Source organism: Pseudomonas fluorescens (assembly GCF_012974785.1).
GTDB classification, from domain to species: Bacteria; Pseudomonadota; Gammaproteobacteria; order Pseudomonadales; family Pseudomonadaceae; genus Aquipseudomonas; species Aquipseudomonas fluorescens_BT.
Genome location: NZ_CP027561.1, coordinates 5,296,364 through 5,312,171, shown reverse-complemented (window position 1 = coordinate 5,312,171; position 15,808 = coordinate 5,296,364). Strand labels below are relative to the sequence as shown.

Sequence of the window (15,808 nt, the reverse complement as noted above, 5' to 3'; positions counted from 1 at the left end):
TATTGCCCGTCAGTTAACGCCGGTCAAACCGCATCCAGCTCCGGCTCGTCCGTCTCGACGTTGACGGTGGCCTTCACCACATCGTGGCGACGGATGTACTTCCAGTCCGCCTCGTCGATGTAGATGCCGGCCGGGCCGCTGCCGCCTTCCAGGTCGATGGCGACACTGGCGCAGACCTGCGGCTTCACGCTCGCCAGAATCGGCACGAAGCCCAGTTGCAGGCTGGTTTCCAGCAGTGCGGCCTGGTTCCTTTCGTCGATGTCCGCCGCCTCGTCGAGGTAGTACGGCAGGCGTACGCGACCGGCCAGATCGCGATCCATCAGGTGCAGCAACAAGTACATGTTGGTCAGCGCCTTGATGGTCATGGTGGTGCCGTTGGACGCCGCGCCATCGATGTCGGTGTGGATAACCGGCTGACCGTTGACCTTGGTGATCTCGAACGCCAGTTCGAACAAGTCCTTGAGGCCGAGCTGGTTGTGGTTCGCCGCCACCAGCCGCGCCAGGTATTCCTTGGCTTCTTCGTTCTTGTTGTCCTGCTCGGCGCTCTGGCTCAGGTCGAACACCGACAGGGTTTCGCCTTCTTCGTACTGACCGGCGCTGTGGATGATCTGGTCAATGTGCTTGAGTGCTTCCTTGTTCGGCGCGAGCACGATACGGAAGCTTTGCAGGTTGGACACCTGACGCTTGTTGATCTCGCGGTTGAACAGCGCCAGTTGGTGTTCGAGGCTGTCGTAGTCGCTGCGGATGTTGCGCAGGGTCCGCGCGATATCGGTCACGGCTGCACGACGGGCCTTGCCCAGAGTCAGGGCTTCGTCGGTACGGTGTGCATACGCGTTGATCAACAGCGACAGACGGCGCTCCATATCGTCTTCGCTGTCGAACTTGGCCACGCCCTTGAGGCGTACCTGCGCGTACAGCGCTTCGATCTGGCCATCGGCACGCAACAGGCCTTGCCAGCTGTCCTGATAGTCGTTGAGCAGCGGCAGCAGGTTGTCCATCGAGTCGTCGACCGGATCCATGAACGGCGTGCCGAACGGCAAATCCGCCGGCAGCAACTGGCGGCGACGCAGGGCATCGTCGAGAGTGCGTTGCTTGGCTTCCATGTCAGCAATTTGCCGGCCGACCAGTTGCAGCTTGGCCGACAGTTGCTGGACGCGCTCGGTGAACGCATCGCTGGAGCGCTTGAGTTCGTCCTGCGCGGCTTCCATCTGCGCCAGTTGCTCCAGCTTGTCGCCTTCTTCGGCGCTCAGGGTCTGGGTGCGGCGGAAGTCTTCCAGAGCCTTCTGCGCATCCAGTACCTGCTGGTACAGCGCTTCGGTCTGGGTCTTGCTCGCGGCGCGGTCGGCGGCCACGGCTTGTTGAGTCTTGAGTTGCTTGAGCTCTTTTTCCAGACGCTCTTTCTGATCGCGCAGCGCGGCACGGTCGGCCAGCGCTTGCAGAGCCGGAGGCTCGATGTGCGAGATGTCGATCGACAGGCCCGGCACTTCGAAACGCTCGCCCTTGAAGCCGTCGAGAATCAGCTCCACGGACTTCACCCACTCGCCGTTTTCGTCGAGCGTGATGCCATGTTCGCCCAGCGGCAGGCTGAACAACGCGCTGTTGAACAGACGCATCAGGCGTTCGACGTCCTGTTGCGAGAACTCTTCGCGCAGGCGGGCGTAGCTGTTGTTGTCGGCGTGATCGAGTTGCTGCTTCACCGACTTCAGGCGTTTTTCCAGATCGCGAAGACGTTCTTCGAGATCCTCGGCACTGAACTGACGGGACTGCGCCAGCGCACCGGCCAATTCGTCGTGAGCGTCCTTGGCCGCCAGCAGTTGCTGCTCCAGCACTTTGACGTCATCGACCAGTGCAAAGCGGTTTTTCAGAACCGACAACTCACCGAGCCAGCGCTGGATGCCGGAGATTTCCCGCTCCAGACGCATCAGTTCCTGAGTGCCACCGCGCTGATCGTTTTGCAGATCGTCCTGCTCGCGACGGTAGTGTTCGGCCTGGATCGTCAGTTCTTCCTTGCGCGCCGTGGCGTAGTCCGACCAGGTGCCGAGCAACGAGTCGAGCAGCGGCGACAGGCGATGCAGTTTGCCGCGCAGCACATCGCGTTGTTTCACGCCGTTGGCCAAGGCTTCAACCAACGGGCCGGCAGCCACCAGCGAGTTGTAGTCCTGTTCCATGCGACGTACATCGCGGAAGGCTTCTTCGCACGCCGCAATGTAATCGACGCTGCCGGAACGCAGGCTGTGTTCGAAGGCATCGAGGAACAGCTGCTTGAGCTTGGCTGCGGTGATTTCGCGCATGTGCAGCAGGTTGATGAACAGCGCACGGAAGGTCTTCAGGCTCTGTTCGCTGGTGGAGCGCAGCGGGATCAGCGTCAGGTCCAGCGGGATCGACGTGTGACCGCCAACCAGCAAGCGGCGCAGCTCATCCGGCTTGAGTTCGTAGGCTTTCAGGCCTTCTTTCTCAAGGTTGCTGAACAGCTCTTTCTGACGCAGGCAGGTGTCGTTTTTCTGGTAGTGGGCCAGATCGAGCTTGCCGGCATAGGCAAAGAACTGGTGACCGAAACCGCCGCCCGGGCCGCGACCGACCACGCCGATCACGTGCGGGCCGTGGGGCAGGTTCACTTCGACCAGGATGTAGCTGGTGTCCGAAGCAAAGTAGAAGCGCCGGGATTGTTCCAGGCTGTACTTGCCGAAACTCATGTCCGACATACGCGCCAGAATCGGGAACTGCAAGGCGTTGATCGAGGCTGATTTACCGAGGTTGTTCGCGCCGTAGACCGACAACGGTTCTTCCAGCGGGAACAGACCGAGGCTGTAACCGGCGGTGTTCAAAAGGGCAAAGCGGCGGATGCCGTAGCGTTCCTGGCTCATGCGTCGGACTCCTGTTCTTCGGCAATGGCTCGGGCCAGTGCGTCTTCTTCGCTCTCTTCTTCAAAGTCGGAAAGATCGAGTGGATCGTCGGTCTCGAGGAGTTTGGCCTCGGCCTCTTCGTCGATCAGCACCGGTGCCGGCAGTGGCAGAACGCTGTGCACGCTGGCCGCCAGATCGCGGTCCTGCTGAACCGACAGGCAGACGTCGAGGAAACGGTGCATCGGCGGCAGGAAGCGGTACACGCCGTTTTCTTCCCCGGCGAAACCGAGCTGGGTCATGCGGCGCATGATTTTCTCTTCCAGCTCATCAACGGTCTGCACTTCGGCCTGGATGAACAGGTCGCGGTATTTCTCCAGCAGCGAAGGCAGCTCGTCGCGGCCGAGGCTGCCGCCATCGAGCACGGCGATCGGGTCGCGACCCTGATCGGCCAGATGCTCGACGAGGATGAAGGTGAACAACGCCAGGCGCTGAGCGGTCTTGTTCACCGCCGCTGCGGCCATGTCCGGCACGAAGTAGTAAAAACCACGGGTATCGCAGACGAGTTCGAAGCCCAGTGCCTTGAACAGTGTGCGGTACTGGTCCTGGAAGTTCGACAGCTGCGCGTACAGCTCCGGATCGCGGCGGCTGACGTGGTAGCCCTTGAACAGTTCGCGGAAGATCGGCGCCAGTTGAGACAGTTCGGAGAGATCAAGATGCATGTGGGGTGCTCGCAGAATCCTCGGCGGCGGGGTCGCGGGCCGAGAGCAGGGCGAAGGAGCGCAGGCTGACCTGGTGCTCGTGAGTGTGGTATTCGCGGCGTTCCAGACGCTCGCGCTTGAAGCGTTTTTCCCGCGACAGACGCGAGAACCAGTAAAGCAATTCGTCGGTCGCGCCGTCCGGCTCCTGCTCCAGCAGCCAGGTCATCAGATCCGGCATCGGCAGGGACTCTTCGCAGCGGTCGACCATCTCGCGCACGGTGCGCGGTGCGCGCGGGGCATCGCCGGTCTTCTGCGATTTGTGCGCCTTGGGAAAACGCGCCGGTTTCGGCTCGAAACGGGCCAGGGCGTAGACGTAGGCTTCAACCTGACTGGCACTGCCGAGGAAGGTGCTTTGCGGTCGGGTGAACAGCGGCATCGCGGCTTGCGGTACGGCGTCGATGCCTTTGCGGCGGATCGCGGCCAGCGCCAGTGCGGCGCCCCGGGTCACGGCGTTGTGCCGACGCGCTTCTTCACGCAATGGCAGCAGCAATTCCCGGGCGTGACGCAGGGTCAGCTGGGCGCTGGTCTGCATTTCGAGGATGCGCGCGTGGGTGCGCAGCAACATGTCGTCATCGACCAGATGGCCGAGGCGCTGCTGTTCGCTGAGCATCTTCAGCAGCACGGTTTCGACCTTGCGCACGCCTTGCTCGAAAGCGCCGTCGGCGTTCACCAGATCGATCATCGGCTCGACGTATTCGTCCCAGGTCGCCAGCACCTCGGCGTAGCGCTGACGCAGGGGGATCTGCCGGTCGCTGGTCTTGGCCCGTTCAGCCACGGCCACCAGCGCCTGTTCGTCGTTGTCGAGTTTCTTCAGAACATCGCGCACGCGCATGTCGAGCAGGCGCAGCTGACGGGCCAGGTCATTGCCGTCGCGGATGTCGAACGCATCCTGGATATAACCGGCCAGACGCTCGAGGTGACGCAGGTAGGCTTCGATCTCCAGGCACAGGCCCAGGCGGTGCTCCCGGCGCAGGTAGGCAAGGAAGTCGTGGATCTGTGCGTTGAGCTCGAAGCGGTTCGGGCTTTTCGCCACGGGCACCAGAATGTCGAGGCGAATCCACACATCGAGCAGGCTGGTGATGTCCTGCGGCGTGCTTTCCAGTTGTTGGGCGGCCAGTTGCGTGCGCAGTTCGTTGAGGCTCAGGGTGCCCTGGTCGAAGTGCTCGCACAGTGGCTCCAGAAGTGCCCAGTGTTCAGCGAGGGCGCGCAAGACGCGCTTGGGTTCGATCATCGGAATGGCCGGCTGGTTGGCGATTAAAAGCCGCGATTGTACTGCATCACGGACGATGCGATTCACTCTCGGGACGGGCTGTCGCTTTTTCTGAGGTGAAGAGTAGCGTTCAAGACTATCGATCAACCGCAAGCGATCTTGAGCGAAGGGCGGTAGAATCAGCGCACTTCAGTTATCCACAAGTGGCCGACCCTTGCTAATCGAGTCCCGCCGCCGCGCCTATTTGAACGCCATGCAGGTGGTCAACTGGCTGCCGCGCACCGAATTGCCCTTCGCCGCACCGTCGCGGCCCAAGCTGCTTGAGCCTCTGGCGCCAGAGCCCGAGGCTCTGCTGCCCGTAGCGCCGGCCCCCGAGGCCGGCGCGCCTGCGCAGCCGGCCGCACGCGTGGTCGAACGGCCGAAGATCGAGGTCCCGCGACCGACGCCCGCCAGCGGCCGCCCTGCCGCCAAACCGGTGGAAGAAGTCGAAGAAGCGCCAGTGGTTGCGCGGCCCGCGCCGGTGCCGCCACCGCGTTTCGCCCTGCAATTGCTGCGCGCCGGTCGTTGCCTGTTGCTGGTGGAGTTACCCACAGGCGAATCGTTCCAGAGCCGGGATCCTGCCTATCTGCTGCTCAAGGACATGCTGCGTGCCGCCGGTTTGCCGGATGCGCCGCAGATCGTCGGCGATCCGGTGCGTTGGCCACTCCTGGTGCGCGGCACCATGGATCAGGGCCCGGATGCGGCCCGGGATTTCGTCCAGGGTTTCCTTTCGGTGCAAATGGAGACATCGCCGTGCGCCTGCCTGTGGCTGATCGGTCTGCCAGCGGTGCGCTTCGCCGGTGAGAAGGACGCCGAAGCGTTCAACAGTGAATTGCAGATCGAAGGTCTTGGCCTGGCCTGGGCCGTGCCGGGACTGGAATTGTTGATGGAAGAGCCACAGCGCAAAGCCGCCGTGTGGCAAGCCATGCGTCGGCTGATGGCGCGCTGGAAAGAATCGAATGAGTGATGCTGTAACTTTCCGTCCGATGGTCGAAGCCGATCTGGACGCTGTGCTGAAAATTGAATTCGCGGCTTACAGCCACCCCTGGACCCGCGGGATATTTCTCGACGGGCTGGGCAAATATCAGATCTGGCTGATGTTCGAAGGCGAGCAGCAGGTCGGTCACGGCGTGGTGCAGATCATTCTGGATGAAGCTCACCTGCTCAACATCACGATAAAACCGGAGAATCAGGGCCGCGGTCTGGGGCTGACACTGCTCGAATACCTGATGTCCCGTGCCTATGCGGCAGATGCCCGGGAATGTTTCCTGGAGGTGCGCGACAGCAACACCGCGGCTTTCCGCCTGTATGAGCGCTACGGTTTCAATGAAATCGGCCGTCGTCGCGATTACTACCCGGCGGTGGGTGGGCGTGAGGACGCCGTGGTCATGGCCTGTACTTTGGTTGACTGATCGCCAGTCGAAGCTGCCTCAACCTGAGGCAGCTTCTAACGAGCACTTCAGCGTTTGCCATCCATCGGATCGCGTCGCGCCAATTCCGCTTCATCCAGACCGTTGCCACCACCAATGTCGTCCTCATCGACAATGCTCAAGTCCCAATCCGCCTGTTTGCCTGAACCCAGTTCATCGGCATCACGGGCGCCGTCCTCATGGATCAGGGTTTCCGGGCTCAGGTCATCGTCGGTCGGCTCGTGGTCTGGCATTGAAGCACCGGTCATGCCGGCTTCACGCCCCCGTTCCCGGGGCATCCGTTGTTCGCGCTCACGATCCTGCAGTTCATCGCCGATCTTCGCGCCGGGGTGTTCGTCGTCAAAATTCAGCTCATGCACCGATCCCATGCGGTCTTCGTTATCATCGATGGGCTCTGGTTGCACCGCGTCGAAGGAGCGTCGTGTATCAGTCATGGCAAATCCTCATACTGTGGGCCTTACTGAGGTGGACTCATCGGGCACGCGAGAAATTCCAACGAAATCACTTGCGATCCTTTCGTGACCCCGACAGGCGGTCGTCTGTCAAAGCAGCGCATCTTTCTTGAGGCCTTACAGCATGCATGACTTACAAGACCTGATTGATAACAACGAGCGTTGGGCTGACGCGATCACCAAGGAAGACCCGGATTTCTTCGCCAAACTGGCTCGCCAGCAGACGCCTGAATACCTGTGGATCGGCTGCTCCGATGCGCGGGTTCCGGCCAACGAAATCGTCGGCATGTTGCCGGGGGATCTGTTCGTTCACCGCAACGTCGCCAACGTGGTACTGCACACCGACCTCAACTGCCTGTCGGTGATTCAGTATGCAGTGGACGTGCTCAAGGTCAAACACATCCTGGTCACCGGCCACTACGGGTGCGGCGGTGTGCGGGCGTCGATGCAGGACCGCCAGTTCGGCCTGATCGATGGCTGGCTGCGGTCGATTCGCGATCTGTATTACGAAAAGCGCGAAGAACTGGCCAAACTGCCGACCGAAGAAGAACAGGTCGATCGCCTGTGCGAGCTCAACGTGATCCAGCAAGTGGCCAACGTCGCCCACACCAGCATCATCCAGAACGCCTGGCATCGCGGTCAGAGCCTGTCGATCCACGGTTGCATCTACGGCATCAAGGATGGGCGCTGGAAAAGTCTGAACACCACCATCAGCGGTTTCGAGCAACTGCCACCGCAATATCGCCTGCGGCCGGTTGGCGCACCGTAACCTGCAAGTCAGCGTATGCCTTGTCGCAGCCAGTTCTTTAAGTAGCGCTGGCCTTCAAGGCTGGGTGGTTCGTCGTAACCGGTGATCCAGCCGCGACAATGTGCAGATCTGCAACCGCAGGCGAACTGCTTGAGCAGTTTGTCTTCGGTGGCAGTGAGATCCATGGTCAGTCGCTCGCCCGGCTGAATGTCACGCAGGGCCCACAACCATAATTCGCTCATGTCGATGAACACGTTCGGGTCGCAGGAGTGTTCGATCAGTCCGCAGAACAGTCGATCGTAGATGTGAATACCGGTCTGCAATTGCCGGGTCTGACGGCAGCGGTAGGGCAGCAACTGGCCCGACACCCTGCACATGCGGGTGATGCGCAGGAATTCCCGGCGCGCGACGATTGCGCAAGGCCTTGCCTGGGCGTCGTGAAGCACTTCGAAGTCGGCCCGGGAAGGGAATCCGAGGCGCACGGGAAGCCCGATGAAAGGGTAGATCCCCTCGGTATTGCGGGATGAGTGCTGGTGAAGTACGTGCGTATTCATAACGTTCCCTGTCAGACAGGTGCTGCTACTTCAACGGGCCAGACTCCTTCCAACCCTGCAACACATGGGATCCAATATTCGCGCATATGGGATAGCAGATCTACTGTCATATCTGACAGGCGTGATAGACGTTTCCCCGTGTCAGCCAAGGCTGACACGGGGAAATAGCGTTCCGCGTCAAATGTGCGGAGCAGGCACCGCGGTCTCAGGCATCGGGCTCTGGAGTTGTTTCAACTGAGCCTTGATCGGCGTGGTGGCGCACTTGGCAGCGGCTTGTTCTGCGGTCAGGTTGCGGATCGAGGTGTAGAACAACTCGCAAGTCTTGACCTTCTGCGTTACTTGCCACGTCTGGGTGCAACTGTTCAGCAGGGTTTTCGGGTCGGTGCCCGGCTTGCTGCCCATGCCGGCCTGCCAGCAGGCGGCGCTCAAGTCCTGTCCCATCACTTTCAGCCCCGCCGCGTCAGCCTTGGCCTCGGCGTCGTCGCCGGTGTAGCTCTTGGGGTCGGCGGCGTACCAGATGTAGCTCGGGTGGTTGGAACCCAGTACCGGCACGTTCACCCCGGTGCTCGGAGTGATGGTTGCCAGGCCCAGCACGTTCACGGTCGGTCCATATTGCTGTTTGATCCAGTTACGCACCGGTGCACCGAAGGCCACCATCGGCAGGGCAGCACCGCTGGCGCTGACGCTGACCTGTTTGACCATGGTGGTCTGGTAATCCTTGAAGTAGTCATAGACGCCTTCAAGGTCCTTGCCGGCGCTGGCAGGTGCGGCGATCGGCGCGATGTCGACGATGGTCTGGTAGCCGGGCGTCTGGTCGGCCGGGATACCGTTGTCGGTCAGCAGCGCAGCCCAGCGGTCTGTGGTGTTGGAGCGCAGGTAGTCCTGGGCCTGGGTCAGCGAGTAATCCGGCGGGAAGTGCAGCAGCTCGACGCTTTTACGGTTTTCCAGGGCCATGCCCAATGGCAGGAACAGGTACCAGCTGTAAGCCCACTTGCCATCGGCGTTGAGCTTGCTGGCGCCGGTGTAGGCCAGGTCGCCGGCATCCAGCAGCGCGGTCAACGGCTTGTCGTAGCCTTTGGGCACGCCGCTGATCTCGGCATAGATCTGTCCGTTGTCATTCTTCACCAGCACCTTGGCACCGGTATAGCCATCGCGTTGCACGCTTTGGCTCAGGTAGTGAGCGACAGTCTGCTCAAGCGTCCAGTTGCGAAAGCAGATCACGCTGCAATTGTTGGGATAGGCGAAGAGGCGGGTGACGCGCTCGGTGCTGCCCAGTTTCAGGTCTACATCGGCGTGGGCGGCTGCGCTCAGTGTGAGCGCAGCGAGGGTGAGTCCTGCGAGTTTGAACATGCTCAGATCCTTTTCAGCGTGGGTTCCCCGTTGCTCGGGTGCGCCACATATTGGATCAGCCGAGTGATGGCGAGAAGCCGTCAGTGACAGTTTTTTGAGCTGTGCCGCAGGAGCTGTCCTCAGGCCTTGAAATGCAGGGTATTGGTCAAGTCGCCCATGGGTTTCTGGCCACGGCCGGTCATCGCATCGTCGCGCTGTTTGATACCCGCCAGCGTCTCCAGCTGGAAGACACGGGTGATCAGGCGCAGGATCGACCCGGTGTCATAGACCGTGTGATCCACCGTACCCTTGCGGGCGAATGGTGACACCACCAGCGTCGGCACCCGTGACCCCGGCCCCCAGCGATCGCCCTTGGGCGGCGCGACGTGGTCCCACCAGCCGCCGTTCTCATCGACGGTCACGATCACCACCATGTTTTTCCACTGCGGACTTTCCCGCAGCACTTTCAACGCGCGGACGATGTGTCGATCACCGGAGGCCACATCGGCGTAGCCGGCGTGCATGTTCAGGTTGCCCTGAGGCTTGTAGAAACTCACGGCCGGTAACTTGCCCGCCTCGGCATCGGCGAAGAATTTGTTGGTGCTCGACTCATCGCCCAGACCGGCGTCGCGCAGGCGCTTGCTGCGTTCTTCGGGATGCTCCGGGCCTTGCTGCTGGAAGTAGTTGAACGGCTGGTGGTGATACTGGAAGTTGGGGATTTTCGGGATGCCGCCGGAATCCTTGTATTGATCCAGCGTCGCCTGCCAGGCGCCGGCGTACCACGCCCAGTCGATGTTCTTCTTCGACAGCTTGTCGCCAATGTGCTCGTGGGTCTGCGGCACCATGACGTTCGGCAGATCGGCCTTGGAATACGCCGGGCGCTCAGGGTCGCGAATCCAGGTCGGCCAATACGGCGGGGCGAGGGTATTGACCCCGTAACCGTCCGGGGTCAGCGCGCTCGGGCCGAACTGTGGTGGGCCGGTCATGGCGCTGGCCGGGGATTGCTCCAGGGGCTTGAGTCGCGGGTCGGCCGGGTCATCGCTTTGCAGCGCGGCGATCTGGCTTTTGGCGACCGAACTGGCGACATTCGGGTAGAACGGCGCGGTGGCGCTGATCAGGTATTGGTGGTTGAGGAACGAGCCGCCGAAGGCGCCCTGGAAGAAGTTGTCGCACAGCACGAACTCCTGAGCCACATCCCACAGGCGCAGGGAATAGCGACTCTGGGCATAGTGGCCCATGGTGAGGCCGCCGGAGTCGGCCCAGGCAACGAAGCCGTCATTCTTGCCGCCGTTGATCTGCATCTGGTTCTGATAGAACACGTGCCACAGATCCCGAGTCACCAGACCCAGGGGCAGGTCTTCGGCATTCGGGCCTTTCAGAGCGAAAGGTGCATTGGGCAGGTTTTCCTGAAACTGCACGGCGTTGGGATAGGTCACGCCATCGAGGGTTTGCGGGCCGATCTGCAATACACCGCCCCAGACCGGCGGCAGGGTCTGCAGCAGGCTGCCATCGCGGTCGCGCTGCTGGTATTGCTCGGGCTTGAGTGAAGACAGCGGCTTCTCGACACCGGGGAAGTCACCGAACAGGTTATTGAAGCTGCGGTTCTCGGCGTAGATCACCACGACGGTTTTCACCTGATCGCTCAGGGCCTTGTCCAGTTCGGCGGGCGTCAGCGGACGCTCATCGGGCTTGCCCGGCTGATCATCGGCTTTCCCGCACCCGGCCAGCGTGGCGCCCACACCCAGCACGGCGACACCGCCGAGAAAACGACGGCGGCTGGTATCGGTGGGATTGTCGGATTCTGGCGAGGAGAGATCTTTGCCGTCGGTGTCGTCGTTCATGTAGAAGTCCGTTTATGCCTAATTGTTTCAGTATGTTTCGGGCGGACGCTAGCAAGGGAATGTGACGGTTGGGTGACATTTCCAAGGCGCAGAAACAAATGAGGGAGCCAATACGCTAGCTCCCTCATAAGAATTACGCCTGAAGATGATTCCGCGTCATGGCATCACCGGCGGCGTATACGCCAGCGTCGTCCCCAGCGCCCACAGCAACAGCAGCACCAGCGGCGTGTGCACCAGCAGTTGCACGAAGGAGAAGCCGATCAGATCCCGCGCCTTCAATCCCAGTACGCCCAGCAGCGGCAGCATGTAGAACGGGTTGATCAGGTTGGGCAGGGCTTCGGCGGCGTTGTAAATCTGCACGGCCCAGCCCAGGTGGTATTTCAGGTCGGTGGCCACCTGCATCACGTACGGCGCCTCGATGATCCACTTGCCGCCCCCGGACGGAATGAAGAAGCCGAGAATCGCCGAGTACACACCCATCAACAACGCATAGGTGTCGTGGGACGCGATGCTGACGAAGAAAGTCGAGATGTGGTGGGCCAGAGTCTGGGCATCGGTGCCTTTGACGGTGGTCATCAGCGCGGCAATCGAGCCGTACAGCGGGAACTGGATCAGCACGCCGGTGGTGGTCGGCACCGCCCGCGCCACCGCATCAAGGAAGCTGCGCGGGCGCCAGTGCAGCAATGCGCCGAGCATGATGAACAGAAAGTTATAGGTGTTGAGCCCGGAAATCGCGGTGATCGCAGGTTTGGTCGAGAACTCGTGGAACAGCCATCCGGCTGCCAGCAGCACCAGCACAATGATCAGCAACGGACTGTGCTCCAGCCATTCGCCGGGGCGGGTGCGCGGTTGCAGCGGCGGCAGGTTGAAGGCCGGGTCGATCCCGCAGGCCCTGGCATCGCGCGCCGAGTTCGGGCCGGGCGCGGTGGCGTAGGCGATGATGATCGAGATCACCACGAGCGCCAGCAGCATCACTCCCGACTGCCAGAGGAAAATCGTCTGAGTGAATGGAATCACCCCGGTAATCGACAGGATCGACGGTGGCAGGCTGGCGGGGTTGGCCTGCAACTGCGCGGCAGATGACGACAGGCCCAAAGCCCACACGGCGCCGAGGCCAAGGTAGGCGGCGGCGCCGGCGGCGCGGTAGTCCATTTTCAGGTCGGTGCGGCGGGCGAGGGCGCGTACCAGCAGACCGCCGAACACCAGCGACAGACCCCAGTTCAGTAGGGACGCGATCATCGAGATCAGCGCAACCCAGGCCACGGCCGAGCGTCCGTTTTTCGGGATCCGCGCCAGACGATCGATCAGCTTTACGGCGGGTGGCGAGCTGGCCACCACATAACCGCCGATCACCACGAAGGCCATCTGCATGGTGAACGGGATCAGGCTCCAGAAACCGTCGCCGAACGCCATGGCGGCGTCGGTGGGTTTGGCGCCCATGGCCAGGGTCGCCAGCGCGACGATGATCACCGCCAGCGCGGCGAAGACCCAGGAGTCGGGAAACCAGCGTTCGGCAAAACTTGAACAGCGCAAGGCAAAGCGCGCAGAGCGGCTATCTTCGATATCAACGGCCACGGGAGTACCTCGGATTTTTATGTTTATTGTGGTCTTCGGGGCTTGGCCGGCCCGTCTGGACAGGTGCCAACAGTAAATCAACCGGCGGATTTTTGTGACCGTGTTTCACTGAATCAGACTATGGTCTAACGGGTTGTCCGGCGGCCCGTTTGCGTAGACCATGGGCGCCTTGGTTTTTTGCCTGCCAGAGTTCTTTGCCATGACTGCCCAACCCACAGCCCGACCGGCGCCGTTCAGCCGTTCCGACTACAAGACCCTCGGCCTTGCGGCCCTGGGCGGGGCGCTGGAGATCTACGATTTCATCATTTTCGTGTTCTTCGCCCTGACCCTCAGCCAGCTGTTCTTCCCGCCGGAAATGCCCGAGTGGCTGCGCCTGCTGCAAAGTTTCGGAATCTTCGTCACCGGCTATCTGGCGCGCCCGCTGGGCGGAATACTGATGGCGCATTTCGCCGACCGGCTGGGGCGCAAGAAAGTCTTCAGCCTGAGCATCCTGATGATGGCGCTGCCGTGCCTGCTGATCGGGATCATGCCGACCTACGCCCAGATCGGCTATTTCGCACCGCTGTTGCTGTTGGCGTTGCGCATCCTGCAAGGCGCGGCGGTGGGCGGTGAGGTGCCGAGCGCCTGGGTGTTCGTGGCCGAGCACGCGCCGGCCGGGCATCGCGGTTATGCATTGGGCTTTCTGCAGGCCGGGCTGACCTTCGGTTATCTGATCGGCGCGCTGACTGCGACCTTCCTGGCACAAGTGTTCACCCCGGCCGAAGTGCTGGATTACGCCTGGCGTTATCCGTTCCTGCTCGGCGGAGTGTTCGGCGTGATCGGCGTGTACCTGCGCCGATGGCTGAGCGAAACCCCGGTGTTCATGGCCATGGAAGCGCAGCGCGAGGCACGGGTCGAACTGCCGCTGCGCACCGTGCTGCGTGAGCATCGTCTGGCCATGCTGCCGGCCATGCTGCTGACCTGCGTGCTGACTTCGGCGGTGGTGGTGTTCGTGGTCATTACTCCGACCATGATGCAGAAAACCTTCGGCATGACCGCCGGCCATACTTTTGCGTTGAGCGCGCTGGGCATTGTGTTTCTGAACATCGGCTGCGTGATTGCCGGTCGGCTGGTCGATCGCATCGGCGCCTGGCGCACGGTCATGCTCTACAGCCTGTTGCTGCCACTGGGGATCGGCCTGCTTTACACCTGCCTGATCAGCGGCGGCGATTGGGTCGGTCTGGCCTACGCCATCGCCGGGTTGTGCTGTGGCGTGGTCGGTGCGGTGCCGTCGGTGATGGTCAGCCTGTTCCCGGCGCGGATCCGCGTCTCCGGGATCTCCTTTACCTACAACATTGCCTACGCCGCCTGGGCCAGTGTCACGCCTCTGCTGCTGATCGGCCTGATGCCCTGGAGCCCGTGGATCTGCGTGATGTTCTGCGCGGTGATGGGCGCGGTGGGCGTCGTCAGTGCGGCGTATTTCGGTTCGCGGATGCCGCGGGCGGAGCCGTGTCCGGTGGCCGGCACCGCCTGAGTTGTCGAGGCTTAACTATTTTTGTAGGACAAGCCTCGCGCGCTCTTCAGAAAAGATTTCCAAGGCCGATGGCTAGGCTGCATACCCGCTATCCATCCAGTCCATCGGTGCTTTCCCATGTTCAACAAACGCCTGAAGCAAGAGCTGGCGGCTCTTCGTGAAGAACTCTCCAGCCTTCTGCAAGTGAAGGAGAGCCTGGAAAGCGAGATGCTGGTGCTCACCCTTGAGCCCGACGGACGGATTCAGTCGGTCAACCAGAATTTCCTCGACGAAATGCTCTACAAGAGCCACGACCTGATCGGCCGCGCCATCGAAGACATCGTGCCGGCTCATGTGAAGTCAGACGAGTTTCATCACCGCTTCAAGGCTGCACTGACCCGTGGCGAGCATTTCGCCGGCGCTGTACGCCTTTTACGTGGCAATGGCGACGAAGCCTGGTTGCGCTCTATCGTGCAGCCGGTTCGCTCCTCGGATGGCCGGATCAAGCATTTCTCGATTTTCTCCAGCGACCTGACCCGCACCATCGAAGCCTCTCGCGAACACGAAAATCTGATCGGCGCGTTGGTGCGTTCGACTGCCGTGATCGAGTTCGACCTCAACGGTAACGTGTTGAGCGCCAACGACCGGTTTCTTCAGGGCATGGGTTATAGCCTGGCGCAGATCAAGGGCAAACATCACCGCATGTTCTGTGACTCGGGCGAGTCCAACAGTGCCGAGTACCAGAATTTCTGGCGTCGGCTGAACAACGGCGAGTTCGTGGCCGGACGCTTCAAGCGGATCGACAGTCATGGTCGCGAGGTCTGGCTGGAGGCGTCCTACAACCCGGTGCTCGACGCCAACGAAAAACTCTACAAAGTGGTGAAGTTCGCCACGGTGATCACCGATCAAGTCAATCAGGAACGGGCCGTCGCCGAGGCTGCCAACATCGCCTACAGCACCTCCTTGCAGACTGACAGCACCGCCCAGCGTGGCACCCGTGTGGTCACCGAGGCGGTCAACGTGATGCGCGATCTGTCCAGTCACATGCAAACCGCCGGCGAAGGCATCGAGGCGCTGAACGAGCAATCCCAGGTAATCGGCACCATCGTCAAGACCATCAGCGGCATTGCCGAACAGACCAACCTGCTGGCGCTCAACGCCGCCATCGAAGCCGCTCGCGCGGGTGAGCAGGGCCGGGGCTTTGCCGTGGTAGCCGACGAAGTGCGGCAACTGGCTTCGCGCACCAGCCAGGCGACCGAGGAAATCGTCGGCGTGGTGCGCCAGAACCAGGACATGGCACGCAACGCCGTGGCCCTGATGACCGACGGCAAGCAGCAGGCCGAACAAGGGCTGGCGCTGGCGGCAGAGGCCGGTACGGTGATCGTCGAGATTCAGGACGGCGCGCAAAAAGTAGTGAACGCGGTCGGTCAGTTCGCCAACCAGCTATCCAGTTGATGCCGCACGGGCGAAGGGGTGGTCTACGGCCATCCCTTCGTTGTTTTTATCCCGTTACAATCGGCTCTTTTTCCCGGAGCAG

At 61.7% G+C, this 15,808-nt stretch carries 13 protein-coding genes and 1 pseudogene; 6 read left to right on the top strand and 8 right to left on the bottom strand.

Features of this window, described 5'->3' with window-relative positions; translation table 11 throughout:
• Nucleotides 1-23: 23 nt before the first annotated feature.
• Genes mksF through mksB form a run of 3 tightly spaced genes read right to left on the bottom strand, consistent with a single transcriptional unit; the run spans nucleotide 24 to nucleotide 4,832 of the window.
• Nucleotides 24-2,864 (bottom strand): Mks condensin complex protein MksF, encoded by a 2,841-nt coding sequence (gene mksF, locus C6Y56_RS24155; protein WP_169431927.1) that lies wholly within the window; start codon nucleotides 2,862-2,864, stop codon nucleotides 24-26.
• Nucleotides 2,861-3,562, bottom strand: coding sequence for an Mks condensin complex protein MksE (mksE, locus tag C6Y56_RS24150; RefSeq protein ID WP_169431926.1), 702 nt, complete (start codon nucleotides 3,560-3,562; stop codon nucleotides 2,861-2,863). Before mksE ends, mksF begins: the two co-directional genes overlap by 4 nt.
• Entirely contained in the window at nucleotides 3,552-4,832 is a 1,281-nt protein-coding gene (gene mksB / locus C6Y56_RS24145; RefSeq protein WP_162803512.1) for an Mks condensin complex protein MksB, read from the bottom strand. Before mksB ends, mksE begins: the two co-directional genes overlap by 11 nt.
• 232 nt (nucleotides 4,833-5,064) lie before the next feature.
• Here mksB and C6Y56_RS24140 point away from each other — a divergent pair, with 232 nt between their 5' ends.
• Both C6Y56_RS24140 and rimI read left to right on the top strand, forming a co-directional pair.
• Nucleotides 5,065-5,817, top strand: coding sequence for an energy transducer TonB (locus C6Y56_RS24140; RefSeq protein WP_169432706.1), 753 nt, complete (start codon nucleotides 5,065-5,067; stop codon nucleotides 5,815-5,817).
• Complete coding sequence (rimI, locus tag C6Y56_RS24135; RefSeq protein WP_169431925.1) at nucleotides 5,810-6,262, top strand: ribosomal protein S18-alanine N-acetyltransferase; 453 nt, start codon at nucleotides 5,810-5,812, stop codon at nucleotides 6,260-6,262. Before C6Y56_RS24140 ends, rimI begins: the two co-directional genes overlap by 8 nt.
• A gap of 47 nt (nucleotides 6,263-6,309) precedes the next feature.
• On the opposite strand, the gene C6Y56_RS24130 is transcribed toward rimI, so the two are convergent.
• Nucleotides 6,310-6,714, bottom strand: coding sequence for a serine kinase/phosphatase (locus C6Y56_RS24130; protein ID WP_169431924.1), 405 nt, complete (start codon nucleotides 6,712-6,714; stop codon nucleotides 6,310-6,312).
• Between the two features lie 142 nt (nucleotides 6,715-6,856).
• On the opposite strand from C6Y56_RS24130, the gene can reads away from it, so the two are divergent.
• On the top strand, nucleotides 6,857-7,501 hold the full coding sequence (gene can, locus C6Y56_RS24125; protein ID WP_007951756.1) for a carbonate dehydratase: 645 nt from the start codon (nucleotides 6,857-6,859) through the stop codon (nucleotides 7,499-7,501).
• An 8-nt stretch (nucleotides 7,502-7,509) separates the two neighbouring features.
• Here the strand turns inward: can and C6Y56_RS24120 are convergent, their stop codons facing one another.
• From C6Y56_RS24120 to C6Y56_RS24105, 4 genes are all read right to left on the bottom strand, one after another.
• Nucleotides 7,510-8,034, bottom strand: coding sequence for an SET domain-containing protein-lysine N-methyltransferase (locus tag C6Y56_RS24120; RefSeq protein WP_169431923.1), 525 nt, complete (start codon nucleotides 8,032-8,034; stop codon nucleotides 7,510-7,512).
• Nucleotides 8,035-8,211: 177 nt separating this feature from the next.
• Entirely contained in the window at nucleotides 8,212-9,384 is a 1,173-nt protein-coding gene (locus C6Y56_RS24115) for a hypothetical protein (protein ID WP_169431922.1), read from the bottom strand.
• A 119-nt stretch (nucleotides 9,385-9,503) separates the two neighbouring features.
• The gene (acpA, locus tag C6Y56_RS24110) at nucleotides 9,504-11,204 is read right to left on the bottom strand and encodes an acid phosphatase (RefSeq protein WP_169431921.1); all 1,701 of its coding nucleotides are present in this window, start codon (nucleotides 11,202-11,204) and stop codon (nucleotides 9,504-9,506) included.
• A 156-nt stretch (nucleotides 11,205-11,360) separates the two neighbouring features.
• On the bottom strand, nucleotides 11,361-12,779 hold the full coding sequence (locus tag C6Y56_RS24105; RefSeq protein ID WP_169431920.1) for a short-chain fatty acid transporter: 1,419 nt from the start codon (nucleotides 12,777-12,779) through the stop codon (nucleotides 11,361-11,363).
• A 199-nt stretch (nucleotides 12,780-12,978) separates the two neighbouring features.
• Here C6Y56_RS24105 and C6Y56_RS24100 point away from each other — a divergent pair, with 199 nt between their 5' ends.
• The 3 genes and pseudogenes from C6Y56_RS24100 (at nucleotide 12,979) to C6Y56_RS29695 (ending at nucleotide 15,726) form a co-directional block, all read left to right on the top strand.
• Complete coding sequence (locus C6Y56_RS24100) at nucleotides 12,979-14,292, top strand: MFS transporter (RefSeq protein WP_169431919.1); 1,314 nt, start codon at nucleotides 12,979-12,981, stop codon at nucleotides 14,290-14,292.
• A 117-nt stretch (nucleotides 14,293-14,409) separates the two neighbouring features.
• A pseudogene (locus C6Y56_RS29700) lies at nucleotides 14,410-15,138 on the top strand (PAS domain-containing protein); the annotation flags it as partial.
• A gap of 156 nt (nucleotides 15,139-15,294) precedes the next feature.
• Nucleotides 15,295-15,726, top strand: coding sequence for a methyl-accepting chemotaxis protein (locus C6Y56_RS29695; protein ID WP_423815214.1), 432 nt, complete (start codon nucleotides 15,295-15,297; stop codon nucleotides 15,724-15,726).
• Nucleotides 15,727-15,808: the final 82 nt, after the last annotated feature.